Source organism: Janthinobacterium sp. GL_088, from assembly GCF_057837845.1.
Genome location: NZ_CM174453.1, coordinates 4,772,618 through 4,785,778 on the forward strand (window position 1 = coordinate 4,772,618; position 13,161 = coordinate 4,785,778).

Annotated in this window: 13 protein-coding genes; 5 read left to right on the forward strand and 8 right to left on the reverse strand. The window is 63.4% G+C overall.

Annotation, left to right across the window (positions count from 1 at the left end; all coding sequences use genetic code 11):
- Nucleotides 1-61 precede the first annotated feature (61 nt).
- The 3 genes from AC3IQ7_RS21195 to AC3IQ7_RS21205 form a co-directional block, all read right to left on the reverse strand.
- Nucleotides 62-1,528, reverse strand: a complete 1,467-nt coding sequence (locus AC3IQ7_RS21195) for a sodium:solute symporter (protein WP_489207257.1) — start codon at nucleotides 1,526-1,528, stop codon at nucleotides 62-64.
- Between the two features lie 69 nt (nucleotides 1,529-1,597).
- Nucleotides 1,598-2,815, reverse strand: a complete 1,218-nt coding sequence (locus AC3IQ7_RS21200; protein ID WP_322428278.1) for a YeeE/YedE family protein — start codon at nucleotides 2,813-2,815, stop codon at nucleotides 1,598-1,600.
- A gap of 85 nt (nucleotides 2,816-2,900) precedes the next feature.
- Nucleotides 2,901-4,112, reverse strand: a complete 1,212-nt coding sequence (locus AC3IQ7_RS21205; RefSeq protein WP_489207258.1) for an MFS transporter — start codon at nucleotides 4,110-4,112, stop codon at nucleotides 2,901-2,903.
- Between the two features lie 154 nt (nucleotides 4,113-4,266).
- Here AC3IQ7_RS21205 and AC3IQ7_RS21210 point away from each other — a divergent pair, with 154 nt between their 5' ends.
- Nucleotides 4,267-4,503 carry a DUF3820 family protein gene (locus AC3IQ7_RS21210; protein ID WP_034749909.1) on the forward strand — a complete coding sequence of 79 codons (237 nt, stop codon included), beginning with the start codon at nucleotides 4,267-4,269 and terminating at the stop codon, nucleotides 4,501-4,503.
- Between the two features lie 19 nt (nucleotides 4,504-4,522).
- Here AC3IQ7_RS21210 and AC3IQ7_RS21215 read toward each other — a convergent pair whose 3' ends face one another.
- Nucleotides 4,523-4,906, reverse strand: coding sequence for a glutaredoxin domain-containing protein (locus tag AC3IQ7_RS21215; protein WP_489207259.1), 384 nt, complete (start codon nucleotides 4,904-4,906; stop codon nucleotides 4,523-4,525).
- Nucleotides 4,907-5,023: 117 nt separating this feature from the next.
- Here AC3IQ7_RS21215 and AC3IQ7_RS21220 point away from each other — a divergent pair, with 117 nt between their 5' ends.
- On the forward strand, nucleotides 5,024-5,548 hold the full coding sequence (locus AC3IQ7_RS21220; RefSeq protein WP_489207260.1) for a hypothetical protein: 525 nt from the start codon (nucleotides 5,024-5,026) through the stop codon (nucleotides 5,546-5,548).
- Between the two features lie 3 nt (nucleotides 5,549-5,551).
- Here AC3IQ7_RS21220 and AC3IQ7_RS21225 read toward each other — a convergent pair whose 3' ends face one another.
- On the reverse strand, nucleotides 5,552-6,040 hold the full coding sequence (locus AC3IQ7_RS21225; protein WP_099378421.1) for an Lrp/AsnC family transcriptional regulator: 489 nt from the start codon (nucleotides 6,038-6,040) through the stop codon (nucleotides 5,552-5,554).
- A 77-nt stretch (nucleotides 6,041-6,117) separates the two neighbouring features.
- On the opposite strand from AC3IQ7_RS21225, the gene AC3IQ7_RS21230 reads away from it, so the two are divergent.
- Complete coding sequence (locus AC3IQ7_RS21230) at nucleotides 6,118-7,008, forward strand: EamA family transporter (RefSeq protein ID WP_099378320.1); 891 nt, start codon at nucleotides 6,118-6,120, stop codon at nucleotides 7,006-7,008.
- A gap of 3 nt (nucleotides 7,009-7,011) precedes the next feature.
- On the opposite strand, the gene AC3IQ7_RS21235 is transcribed toward AC3IQ7_RS21230, so the two are convergent.
- Nucleotides 7,012-8,235 carry an MFS transporter gene (locus tag AC3IQ7_RS21235; RefSeq protein ID WP_489207261.1) on the reverse strand — a complete coding sequence of 408 codons (1,224 nt, stop codon included), beginning with the start codon at nucleotides 8,233-8,235 and terminating at the stop codon, nucleotides 7,012-7,014.
- Nucleotides 8,236-8,332: 97 nt separating this feature from the next.
- On the opposite strand from AC3IQ7_RS21235, the gene AC3IQ7_RS21240 reads away from it, so the two are divergent.
- Both AC3IQ7_RS21240 and AC3IQ7_RS21245 read left to right on the forward strand, forming a co-directional pair.
- Nucleotides 8,333-9,241, forward strand: a complete 909-nt coding sequence (locus tag AC3IQ7_RS21240; RefSeq protein WP_489207262.1) for a LysR family transcriptional regulator — start codon at nucleotides 8,333-8,335, stop codon at nucleotides 9,239-9,241.
- Nucleotides 9,242-9,306: 65 nt separating this feature from the next.
- Nucleotides 9,307-9,840, forward strand: a complete 534-nt coding sequence (locus AC3IQ7_RS21245; protein ID WP_489207263.1) for a DUF4256 domain-containing protein — start codon at nucleotides 9,307-9,309, stop codon at nucleotides 9,838-9,840.
- An 11-nt stretch (nucleotides 9,841-9,851) separates the two neighbouring features.
- Here AC3IQ7_RS21245 and AC3IQ7_RS21250 read toward each other — a convergent pair whose 3' ends face one another.
- The gene (locus AC3IQ7_RS21250) at nucleotides 9,852-12,008 is read right to left on the reverse strand and encodes a putative bifunctional diguanylate cyclase/phosphodiesterase (RefSeq protein ID WP_099378316.1); all 2,157 of its coding nucleotides are present in this window, start codon (nucleotides 12,006-12,008) and stop codon (nucleotides 9,852-9,854) included.
- 153 nt (nucleotides 12,009-12,161) lie between these two features.
- The gene (locus tag AC3IQ7_RS21255; protein WP_035820476.1) at nucleotides 12,162-13,088 is read right to left on the reverse strand and encodes a LysR family transcriptional regulator; all 927 of its coding nucleotides are present in this window, start codon (nucleotides 13,086-13,088) and stop codon (nucleotides 12,162-12,164) included.
- Between the last annotated feature and the right edge of the window lie 73 nt (nucleotides 13,089-13,161).

Consider the following 13,161-nt stretch of genomic DNA (forward strand, 5'->3'; position numbering starts at 1 on the left):
AAGGAAATCAATATAGCTGAAAATGGCCCCGATCGTCTTCGGATTCGTCTTATTTTGATAACTATGCCGTGCCTTGTCCGCCCTGCCCTGGCGGCGTGGAAATGAGGAACAGGCCACCCAGCACCAGGGCGCCATTCAGGATCAGCAATTCCAGGCCGATGCGGTAATGCTCGAACAGCCGCATCTGCTCCTGCTCGATCAGCGCGCACAGCAATGGCCCCGCCACGGCCACCAGCGGCACCCAGCGGTCACGCACGCCGCGCCGGCTCAGCAAACCGAAGGCAAACAGGCCCAGCAGCGGACCATAGGTGTAGCTGGCCAGTTTCAGGATCACGCCGATCATGCTGGGGTCGTCAAACCACTTGAAAACCATGATCAGGATCAAAAACAATGCGGCAAACCCCAGGTGCACGCGGCGGCGCCAGCGCATCTGCTGCGCCGCAGTCAAATCCTGCCTGCGCTGCACGCCGAGGATGTCGATGCAGAAGGTGGACGTCAAGGCCGTGAGCGCCCCATCCACGCTGGGAAACAGGGCGGAAATGAGGGCGATGAAGAAAATCAGCTGCACCACGGCAGGGAAATGTCCGAGCACCACGGCCGGGAACAATTTGTCGCCGGTGGCCGTCACGCCGGCCAGCGGCGCATACAGGTGCAGCAAGCCGCCGAGGAACAGGAACAGCAGCAGCACGCCGGTCAGCACCACGGTCAGGCTGAGCATATTCTTTTGCGAGTCGCGCAAGGTCCGCACGGAGATATTCTTTTGCATCATTTCCTGGTCCATGCCCGTCATGGCGATCGTGATGAACATGCCGGCAAGAATGTGTTTCCATACATAGGCGGGGCTGTCCGGATCGACGGTGAAGATGCGCGTGAGACCTTGCACGCGCATGCGCTCAAGGCTGTCGATGAGGGACATATCCATGTCGCGCAGCAAAAACACGCTGCAGATGACGAGACCGGCCAGCATGCATGCCGTCTGCAGGGTATCGGTCCAGACGATGGTTTTCACGCCACCTTCATAGGTGTAGAGCAGGATCAGCAGCAGCACGACGCACGAGGTCAGCCAGAACGGCACGCCCAGGCTGTCGAGTATGGTCGCTTGCAGGATATTGACCACCAGATACAGCCGCGCCGTGGCGCCCAGCAAGCGCGAGACGATGAAAAACGCCGCCCCGCTCTGGTAGGAGCGCCGTCCCAGGCGCAGTTCCAGGTAGCGGTAGATGGAGGTCAGCTGCAGCCGGTAGTACAGCGGCAGCAAAATGAAGGTGATGGCCAGGTAACCGAGCACATAGCCGATCATCAGCTGGATATAGCCGAAACCGTTATTCCCCACGGCGCCGGGCACGCTGATGAAAGTCACGCCCGTAAGCGTCGTGCCCACCATGCCGAAGGCCACCAGCATCCAGTTGCTATCCTTGTTGCCGATGAAAAAACTGTCATTGGTAGCATGGCGCGAGGTGCGCCATGCCACGCCCAGCAGGATCAGGAAATACGCGAGGACGACGGCAAACAGGGTGACTGGGGACATGAACGTTGCGCTGGCGGCAAAGGGGAACAGGGGCAGAAATATACAGCAAAGCCCCTGTTTCCGCCGGCGTCAGCAGCCGGTCGGTTTGACTTTCTCCACTTCCAGGCCGAACCACGGACGCAAGCGCGTGCCGATGACGTTGCCCAGAAAAGCGCAGACCAGCCACAGCCAGCCGTGCAGGCTGCCCGAGACGATGCCGCTGAAATAAGCGCCGATGTTGCAGCCGTAGGCCAGGCGCGCGCCGTAGCCGAGCAGCAAGCCGCCGACGATGGCGGCAATGATCGAGCGGCGCGGGATGCGCCACACGGGCGCATAGCGGCCGGCCAGCGCCGCCGCCAGCATGGCGCCCAGCACGATGCCGATGTCCATCACGGAAGTCTTGTCCTGCGTCAACGGCGCGGCCAGGGCGGCCGCGTTGGCCTTGGTCGACCAGTAGGCCCAGCTGGCCGTATCGATACCGACCACGGACGCGGCCTTGGCGCCCCACAGGGCAAACGCGGACGTCACGCCCCACGGCTTGCCCGACAGCGCCAGGGTGGCGAAGTTCAGCACGACGAGAGCAACGGCGCCCGCCACCAGCGGCCACGGGCCATGCAGCCAGGGTGACGCCTGCGCCGGGCGCAGGGGCGTCGCGACGAGCTTGCCATGGCGACGCTTTTCCACCAGCACCGTGAGGCCGGCGATCAGTGCGAAGACGATCCAGTTCAGCGCCAGTGCGGGCACCAGGCCCAGGCTTGTGACGAGAGAAATGGGTTTCAATTGCGGCAGCGCCGTCCAGAACGGCATGTGCGCCGTGCCAATGACGGAGCCGACGATGAAGGCGGCCAGGGTGATGAGCATGCGCGTGCTGCCGCCCCCCACCGTGTACAGGGTGCCGGAAGCGCAACCACCGCCCAGCTGCATGCCGATGCCGAAGATGAAGGCGCCAAAGATGACGGAGGTGCCGGCGGGGGACACCAGGCCCGCGACGGGCGTGCCGAACAGGGTCCCGGCAGACAATGCCGGGAAGAACAGCGCCACGCCCACGGCCAGCATCAGCATTTGCGCGCGCAAGCCGTCGCCGCGGCCATCGGCGATGAAGACGCGCCAGGCGGACGTAAAACCGAAGGCCGCGTGATACAAGGTAATGCCGAGCAAGGCGCCCACCACGTACAGCGCGGACTGGTGAATGCCGACGGTTTGCGCCAGGTACCACGCGCCTAGCACGATGAGCAACAGGGCGACGCCCAGCGGTTTCGGATTGATGGCGGCGCGCAGGCGCAGCGGTGACATTGCTGTATCGGACATGGGGAGTATGGGCGAGAGAAAGGTAAGCACTATTGTAAACCCTACTCTCGCCCGTGCCAGCAACTTGCTTGCAAATCAAGCCGGCTTAATGCCCTACCGCATGGATCGACTTTTCGCCGCCAGTGCGCACAGGGATGGGATTCAAGCGGTCCATCCGACCACTCAAGGCCGTCAAGCCGAACGCACCCAGCACGACGAGCGCACCGATCCAGCCCGTATGCACGAGTCCCAGGTATTCGACGATCAGGCCGCCGCCCCAGGCGCCGCCGGCGATGCCCAGATTAAACGCGGCGATGTTCAGCCCCGAAGCCACGTCGACGGCGCGGGGCGTGAAGTGTTCCGCTTGCTGCACGACATACACTTGCAAGCCAGCCACGTTACCGAAGGCCACGGCGCCCCATAGCAGCACGGTGATGACGACGAGCACGGGATGCGGCGCCGTGAAGGTCAACAGCAGCAAAACAAGCGCCAGCAGCAGGAAGATCAGTTTCAGGGCACGCACTGGGCCTTTCTTGTCGGCCAGCTTGCCGCCCCAGATATTGCCAAACGCCACCGACACGCCATACACAAGCATCACCACGCCCACGGCGCCGGCGCTGAAACCCGACACGTCTTGCAGGATCGGTGCCAGATACGTAAAGGCGATGAAAGAGCCGCCATAGCCGACGGCCGTCATGGCGTACACCAGCAACAGGCGCGGCTGGCCCAGCACCTGCACTTGCTGCAGCAACGATGCAGGCTTGCTGTGCTTGATGGTCGACGGCACGTACAGCAGGCTGCCGACAAAGGCGACCAGGCCCAGGGCCGAGACGGCGAGGAAGGTTTCACGCCAGCCGAAATGCTGGCCGATGAAGGTGCCCAGCGGCACGCCCGTCACCAGGGCCACGGTCAGGCCCGTAAACATGATGGCAATCGCGCTGGCGGCCTTGTCCTTCGGCACCAGCGAGGTGGCGATGGTCGAGCCTATGGAAAAGAATACGCCATGCGCCAGCCCCGTCAGGATGCGGGCGATGACGAGGGTCTCGTAGCCCGGCGACTTCCACGCCAACAAGTTCCCCAGGGTGAACAGGACCATCAGCGACAATAACAAGGTTTTGCGGGGAATCTTGCCCGTCAGGGCAGTCAGCACGGGTGCGCCGACGGCGACGCCCAGCGCATACAGGCTGACCAGCAAGCCGGCCGATGGCAGGTTGACGCCCAGGTCCGCGGCGATGGTGGGCAACAGCCCGACGATGACAAACTCGGTGGTTCCGATGGCAAATGCGCTGAGGGTCAGCGCGAGCAAGGCAATGGGCATGAAAGACTCCGATATAGGTGGATGCAAATGCGAGGCTTGCAGTATCGGGGCTTTCTTTGTTTCGAAAAATACCTCCACAGGAAGAAGATACTTGCGCGCAAATCAACAATTGTATGGTCTGCTACACTGACCGCATCAACACGGGATCACCACCATGAATTCAGAAAAACTGGCGCTGCTGGTCACGCGCGAAATGCCATATGGGAAGTATCAGGGACGCTTGCTGGCCGATTTGCCCGGACACTACCTGGGCTGGTTCGCGCGCGAGGGTTTCCCCTCGGGCGAACTGGGCAGTTTAATTGCGCTGATGTACGAGCTCGACCACAACGACTTGCGCAGCTTGCTCGACCCGCTGCGCACGCGCAAGTCACCGTGGCGGCCGGGCGAGTAAGGAGAATAGAAGGCGGGTCTTAAAACTCGCGCACCTTCTTGGCCAGCATGGCGCTGAACTCGCCATTTTCCACCAGCTTGTGCAGTTCGCTGGCGCCACCGATCAGCACGCCGTTGACAAAGACCATGGGAAACGTGGGCCAGCCCGTCCACATTTTCAGGGCATTGCGGCGGTGCCACTGGTTCAGATAGCTGCCGTATTGCAGGTACTGGTAGGGCGTGCCCAGCACGTCGAGGATCTTGCGCGCCTTGCGCGGAAACGGATTGAGCGCAATGCCGACGACCACCACCTGGTGCGCGGCGATGGCCGCCTGCACCTCGCGCACGATGTCCTTGTGCTTGCTGCCGATCAAGGGGCGGGCGGCGGGATGGATCTGGGCTTGGTCAAGGAGGGCGCGGGTCATGAAAATCCTGGGGTGAGTGGCATGCGGATCACGCATTGTGCCATGCCTACCGCGTGACGTGCGCTACACTGCGCCCCTACTCCCCTTTAGTTTAAATATATGCAAGAAATCACTCTCATGCCTGCATGCCGCACCCGCCGCCTGCTCGGCGCTCTTCTGCTCGCCGCCAGTTGCGCCAGCGCCCTCGCCGCTACCGATCCCGGGCTCGAAATGGGCTTGCGGCATGCCCTGCACCTGAAAAAGGGCACGACGGACAGAGTAGGCACCTCCGGCAAGGCCATCGCCGCCTATGTGCGCGAAGGTTTTATCAGCCAGCGCCCCCAGCAGCGCTTCGACTACACCGATTACTACCTGCTGAAGAAGCCGGCCAGCTTCATGGGGCATGAACTGGTGCTCATCGAAGAGGAATACATCACGCAATACATAGGCTGCTGCGTCAGCCCCGGCGCCGGCGTGACGGTGAAAGTGCGCGGCAGCACGCAAAACCTGCAAGCGTTCGCCAGCGCCCAGCGCTGCACCTTGACGGACCCGGTCGATATTCAACATGCACTGAACGAGGTGGCCATCAAGACCCGGCTGCCGAAAGGTCATTACGCATCCTTGAGCTGCCGCGAACGCGATGCGCAGCGCGAGGAGCAGTAAGCCCTACCCCAGCGGCACGTGCAAACCCATCTTGAGGCAAGTCAAGGCCACCGAGGTGCGGTAGCGCCGGATATTGTCGTCGCCGCCGAACAGGCGTTCCGTCAGCGCTTCGTATTCGGCCATGCTGCTGGCCGTGATCACCAGCAGGTAGTCGGCCTCGCCGGTAATCCCGTAGCACTGCTGGATGGCAGGCTCGGCCATGATGCGCGCGCGCATGCCGGCCGTGCGCTGAGGATGCTCGTCGTGCAAATGCACTTCCACCGTCAATATCAGGGGACGGCCCAGGCGGCTCGCGTCGAGCACGGCCACCTCGTTGCGGATCACGCCGCTCTCGCGCAGGCGGCGGATGCGCCGCTGCACGGCCGGCGCGGACAAGTGCACGGCCCGGGCGATTTCGCGCTGCGAAGTCGTGTTATCGCGCTGCAAAATATCGAGGATCGCCAGATCGAAGGCGTCTAGGGCAAGGGAGGGCGTGAGCGAAAGTTGCGTCATGAAGGTCAAATTGCAGTGCAAATATCGGAGCAGACACAATAAACTTTCGCTATTCCGTTATCAAGCCTTTTATCACCATGCCATTACGCCGCTATTCCTCGCTGATTCCCCTGCTGGCCATCCTCGGCTCCGTCACTTGCCTGGGACTGGGCACGTCATGGGCCAAGCACAGCCTGTTCCCGCTCGTCGGCGCACAGGGCACGACGGCCGTGCGCGTGGGCTTTTCCGCCCTGCTACTGTTGCTGTTCTGGCGCCCGTGGCGCTGGCAGCTGAGCCGCGCCGATCTGCGCACGGTGGCCCTGTATGGCGCGGCGCTGGGCATGACCAACCTGTGCTTCTACATGGCCTTGCGCACGATCCCGTTCGGCATCGCCGTGGCGATCGAGTTTTCCGGCCCGTTGGCTGTGGCCCTGCTGGCCTCGCGCCGCCCCATCGACTTCGTCTGGGTGGCCCTGGCCGTAGCGGGACTGGCGCTGCTGCTGCCGCTCGGCCACGACGTCAGCAACCTCGACCCCACGGGCGTGCTGTTCGCCCTGGGCGCCGCCGTCTGCTGGGCTTCGTACATCGTCTTCGGCAAGCGCGCCAGCCATTTGCATGCGGGACACTCCGTATCGCTGGGCCTGGCAATGGCCGCGCTGGTGGTCGTGCCCGTGGGCGTGATGCACAGCGGCGCCGCCCTGCTCTCGCCTGTCGTGCTGGGCGTGGGCCTGGGCGTGGCCCTCATTTCCAGCGCCATCCCGATCTCGCTGGAAATGGTGGCCCTGAAGCGGCTGACGCCGCAAGCGTTCGGCATCATGAGCAGCATGGAACCGGCCGTGGCCGCCATGCTCGCATACATCCTGCTCGACGAGCGCCTGGGTGCCGGGCAATGGCTGGCCATCGCCATGATCATGGCCGCGTCGATGGGCAGTTCGTACATGGCGCAGCGCATGAAGAAAGCGGCGCCGGCCGCCGCCGTGCATACCTGAACCTCAGTGCACGGCCGCACCCGCCACGTGCGACGCCAGGTTCTTGCGCGCCAGCCAGGCCAGCGGCAACAGTGCAAGCAAGGCAGCGGCCACGCCGGCCCACGGCGACGACGCCATCAACTGGCGCGAGACCATCAACGCACCGAGCATGGAACCGAAGGAAATGCCCAGATTAAACGCGGAAATGTTCAGGCCCGAAGCGAAATCGACGGCTTGCGGCGTGTAGCGCTCGGCCGTGGCCAGCATGCCTGCCTGCAAGGCGGGCGACAGGCCGAAGGAAAACACGCCCCAGACGAACAGCATCACCGTCATCATCCAGGGTGAACTGATGCTCAACGCCACGCCCGCTTGCGTGACGGCCAGCAACAACAGCATCAGGCGCAAGGCCTTTTGCCAGCCCAGGTGGCTGGTCAGGTAGCCACCCGCCAGGTTGCCGGCAAAGGTGGCGGCGCCAAACACGATCAGCAAGGCGCTGGCCATGGTGGCGGAGAAACCCGTCACATCCGTCAGGATGGGCGTGATGAACGTGAAGGCGGCAAAGCTGCTGCCAAAGCCGAACGTCGTAATTGCCATCATCGTCAGGATGGGGCCGCTGCCCAGGGCCGCCAGCTGCGTCATGGCCTTGCCGCCCTTGCCCTGCTGCAAACCGGCCGGCAGCCAGCGCGCCATGGCGGCCAATCCCAGTGCAGCCAGCACGACGACGGCAAAGAAGGGCAGGCGCCAGCCCATCAGATTGCCGAGGAAGCTGCCGAAGGGCACGCCGATCACCATGGCCAGGGTCAGTCCGGCAAACATCACGGAAATCGCCCTGCCCGCCTGCGCCTTGCTGACCAGGCTGGCGGCCACGGTGGCGCCGATGGCAAAGAAGGTGCCGTGCGCCACGGCCGTGATGACCCGTCCCGCCAGCAACAGTTCGAACGTGTGCGAAAAGGCGGCCAGCAGGTTGCCGGCCAGGAACACGCTCATCAGCCCCAGCAAGGCGGCCTTGCGCGGCAGGCGCGACATCAGCAGCACCAGCAGCGGCGTGCCGATGGCCAGCGCCAGCGCATACAGGCTGACCAGCGAGCCGGCCGATTCGATGGAAATCTGCAAATCTTTCGCGATGGTGGGCAGGATGCCGACGACGATGAATTCGGTGACGCCGATGGCAAAGGCGCCGACGGCCAGCGCCAGCACGCCGGGCGGCATCTTGCTGGCTGAAGTGGAAACAGGGCTTGCGGTGGTCATGATGGCTCCAACAATGGTTCAAGCCAGCCAGTGTATCGAAGCAGGCGCTTTTGATATAGACTCTGATAATGGAAACACCTGTGAAATGGATTCAATAATGGCCAGGCAAGACATCAACCGCGCGTTCGAAATGGCCGTGTTTGCCGCCGTGGTGGAAACGGGGGCCTTTTCCGCCGCCGCGCGCCGTCTGGCCTTGACGCCATCGGCCGTCAGCAAGCTGGTCAATCGCCTGGAAGCACGGCTGGGTGCCCGCTTGCTCCAGCGCAGCACGCGCCAACTGCACACGACGCCCGAGGGCGACGCCTTCTTCGTGCAGTGCAAGCGCATCCTCGACGATATCGATGGCGCCGAGCGCGAAGCATCGCAGGGCGCAGCGCCGCGCGGACGCTTGCGCATCAACTGTTTCGTGCCGTTCGGCGTGCGCCATCTGCTGCCCATCCTGCCCGAATTCGCGCAGCGCTATCCCGACATCGTGCTCGACGTCGTCGTCAGCGACGCCATCGTCGACTTGCTGGAAGACCGCACCGACATCGCCATCCGCACGGGCAAGCTGAAGGAATCGAACCTGGTGGCGCGCAAACTGGGCGAAGACGCGATGGTTGTCGTGGCGTCGCCCGCCTACGCGGCGCGCCACGGCCTGCCGCGCACGCCGCAGGAATTATCCGGACACAATTTATTGGCCTTCAACTTCCGCTGCCAGAACGAAACCTGGCCCTTCCTCGATGGCGCTGGCGGCATGTTGAATGTGGCGCCGCAGGGCAATACCTGCGTCAGCGATGGCGAAAGCATGCGCCAGCTGGTACTGGCGGGCATGGGACTGGGACGCTTTTCACGCCAGCACGTGCTGCGCGACATTGCGCAAGGTCAGTTGGTAGAAGTGCTGCAGGACTACAATCCGGGCGACAAGGAACTCGTGCACGCTGTCTTCGTGGGACCGGGTTTACAGGTGCCGGCTCGCGTGCGCGTGATGCTCGATTATCTGCTGGAAAAAGTAAAACTGGGGTGAGCGCCGCTTGCCGGCATCGCGTCTTATAATCGGCCCTATCGTTGAAACTTCCGGGAGCCGCGCTCATGCATGAGACCTTGATCCACACCTTGCAAACCCGCTTCAGCCAGCACAGGCACCGCCATCCGCAATGGACGTGGGACAAGGTGCTGGCGCGGCTGGACACCGCTCCCGCCAGCCTGGCGGTATTGCAGCAGATGGAAGACACGGGCGGCGAACCGGACGTCATCGGGCACGCCGGCGACACGGGCGCCGTCACGTTTTGCGATTGCTCGGCAGAAAGTCCGCTCGGCCGGCGCAGCCTGTGTTTCGATGCGGCGGCCCTGGCCGCGCGCAAGGCCAACAAGCCGGCCGGCAGCGCCATGGCCATGGCGCAGGCGATGGGAGTCACACTGCTGACGGAAACGCAATACCGCCAGTTGCAGGAACTGGGGCCATTCGACCGCAAAACGTCGAGCTGGATCGCCACGCCGGACAGCATCCGCGCGCTGGGCGGCGCCCTGTTTTGCGACCGCCGCTATGAACAGGTCTTCGTCTACCACAATGGCGCCGAATCGTATTATGCGAGCCGGGGTTTCCGTGGACGACTAACCATCTGACAATCGCCGGCTCAGGCCAGCTCTTCCAGCCGCAACTGCCGGCCTTCATCGAGCATCAGCTCGAACTCGGCCGCCGTCACGGCCGGGCTGAACAGATAACCTTGCAGCTGGTCGCAGCCGAGTTCGCGCAAGAAGCGCATCTGCTCGGCCGTTTCCACCCCTTCGGCAACGATTTCCTGGCGCAGCTGCTGCGCCATGGTGACAATGGCGCGGGCGATGGCGCAATCGTTTTCCTCGAAGGGCAAGCCGATGACAAACGAGCGGTCGATTTTCAGTGTGCTGATGGGGAATTTTTTCAAATACGCGAGGCTGGAATAGCCGGTACCGAAGTCGTCCAGCGCCAGCGCCAGGCCCATGGCCACCAGCTGGTTCATGATGTCGATCACCTTGTCGGCGCCGCGCATCAGCAGGCTTTCCGTGATTTCCAGCATGATCTGGTCGGGCCGCACGCCGTAGCGCTCCAGCACGGCCGCTATGCGCGCCGGCAACTGTTCATCGAACTGGCGCGCCGACAGGTTGACGGCGATGGCCGGCATGTGCAGGCCACGGTCTTCCCAGTTGCGGATCTGGCGGCAGGCCTCGTCCAGCACCCAGGTGCCCAGTTCCAGGATCAAACTGGTTTCCTCGGCAACGGGGATGAAGAGGCCGGGCGAGACCATGCCGCGCATCGGATGCTTCCAGCGCAGCAAGGCTTCCGCGCCCACGATGCGCCCGCTGGCCAGGCTCACTTTCGGCTGGTAATGCAATTCCAGCTCCTTGTCACCCAAGGCCAAACGCATTTCGCTTTCCAGGCGCAAATGTTCCTTGGCCCGGCGGTTCATGTCTTCGCGGTAAAACAGGAAGGTCGATTCGATCGTCTGCCCCGCCTTGGCCACGGCCACGTCGGCAAAACGGAACAGGGCCGGCGCTTCCAGGCCGTCTTCCGGATACACGGTGATGCCGATGCTGGCGCCCACGTGCAGCGCGTGCGTGTCGATATTGATCGGCGCCTCCAGCAGGTTGAGCAGCTTTTGCGCCACATTCGCCGCGTGTTCGCGCTTTTCGATATGCAGCAGGGCCACGACGAACTTGCTGTTGTCGACGCGCGCCAGGATGTCCGCGTCGCGCAGGGCGCCACGGAACAGCTGGCCGATGGCGATCACCAGCTGGTCGCCCACTTCATGGCCAAGCGTGTCGCTGATGGAACCGATGCGGCTGATGTCGATGACCATCAGCGCGCCATGCGTGCCCTGGCGTTTCGCTTCGGCCAGGCCCTGGTCGACCAGTTGATTCAGCAGGCAACGGTTGGGCAAGCCCGTCAGGCTGTCGTAGTTGGCCATGCGCTGCATGCGCGCCTCGGCATCCTTGTGCACCGAGATATCGGAAAACAGGGAAAACACGTGGCTGATTTCGCCGAATTCGTCGCGCACGACGCTGATGGTGACGTCTTGCGGGAACAATTCGCCATTCTTGCGCTTGCCGATGATTTCGCCGCGCCAGGAGCCGTGGCCCCGCATGGCGGCGCGCACCTTGGCGCGGAAATCGGGGTCGTGCACGCCCGAGCGCAGCAAGTCCGGCGTGCGGCCGATGGCTTCGGCCGGCGAGTAGCCGGTGATGCGGCTGAAGGAACTGTTGATCGAGACGATGCGCTCTTCCGCGTCCGTGATCAGCACGGCTTGCTCGCTGTCTTCGATGATGCGCGCGTGCAACCTGACCTTGTCCACGTCGGACAGCGGCTCGCTCATGGCCGACAGGCGCACGGCCATGCCGCAGCCCTTGCCCGCCTGGTCGTGGATCACATGGCGGTGCATGCGCAGCCACGTCACCATGCCCGACTTCTTGCGCCGGCGCACATCGGTGGCCACGTCGCCCTGCGTGAAATGCAATTCCAGCACGCTCGCTTCCGCGTCGTCTTCCGGATACAGGAACAGGATGTGCTGGCCCAGGGCTTCCAGTTCGGAATAGCCGAACATCTGTTCGGCGCCATGGTTCCAGCCGATCAAAAAGCCGTCAGGGTCGATTTCCAGCAAGGCGTCGGGGGGCGCCACGCGCACCACGGGGCGGCTGGCGCCGCGCAGACGCTCCAGTTCCTCCTCCAGCCGCGCCAGGGTGGCGGCCTGCTGCGGCCCCGCCTGTTCACGGGCATCCTGAGCCAGGCGCAGGCACAGCGCAACCTTCGCCTCAAGCATGGCAACCCCACTCGTGGACCAGGTCAGGGGAACATATCAGGAGCGCTGCTGTGTGTGTAATCATCAAAATCCCACTGTGGGGCGTGGAGGTCGGGCGGAAATACTGTGAATATGGTAACTTAAAAATGTTGGCCTATGTCAACATTTTAAGACCTACGCCGAATGGCCCGGCAGATGCTGCGCCAGGCGGGCAAACACATCCGGTTCGCGCATGCGCGCCATCCACCAGCGCAATGCGGCGCCATCCTCGCCCACGCGCCAGGCCAGGTAAAACGTTTCCGACGGTTTCGGTTCTTCCACGGCCTTTTCCACCAGCAAGCCGCGCGCGATGGCGGCCCGCGCGCACGGCCCCGGCAGGAAGCCAAAGCCCAGCCCCAGCACCTGGTAATCGAACTTGACCTGCATGTTCGGCACGCTCAAGGCATCCTGCCCCAGCAGCAAGCCCACCGTGCGCGGCGCCATCTGGCGCGCCGAATCGGCCACCACCACGGCCCGGTATTGCTGCAGGTGGCCGCGCGACAACGGTTCCTGCACCTGGGCCAGCGGGTGCGTGGGCGCCACGGTGAAGACGAAGTCGAGCATGCCGATCGGCTGCGCGATATAGCCGCCGCCGGCCGGCCCGTCACCGGGCGCGCCCACCAGCAAGTCGGCGCGCCGGTCCAGCAGCGCTTCCCACGTGCCCGACAGCGTGTCTTGCGACAGGCGCAGGCGCGTCTGCTGCGCCACGTCGTAAAAGGCGCGCACGTCGTCGGCCAAGGCCACGGCGGAAAACATGGAATCGATGCCGATGGACAATTCCGTTTCCCAGCCGGACGCCACCCTGCGCACGCGGTGCTCGAGGTCCTGCGCCGCCTTCAATAAATAGCGGCCCTCTTTCAGCAATTCCTGGCCGGCCGCCGTCAGCATGACTTTCGGGCCATTGCGCTGGAACACCTGCACGCCCAGGTCGTCTTCCAGCTTGGCCACCGTATAGGAAATGGTGGACGGGACTTTATGCAATTCCTTGCCGGCCGACGAGAACGATCCACGGCGGTCGATGGCGTCAACGATTTGCAAGGCTTCCAGGCTAAGTCTTAACATTCGATTTTTTCGATCATAGGTCGCAATATTTTCCGTTTTTCTTTCTCTGAACAGGCGCCTATACTTTGTTCAT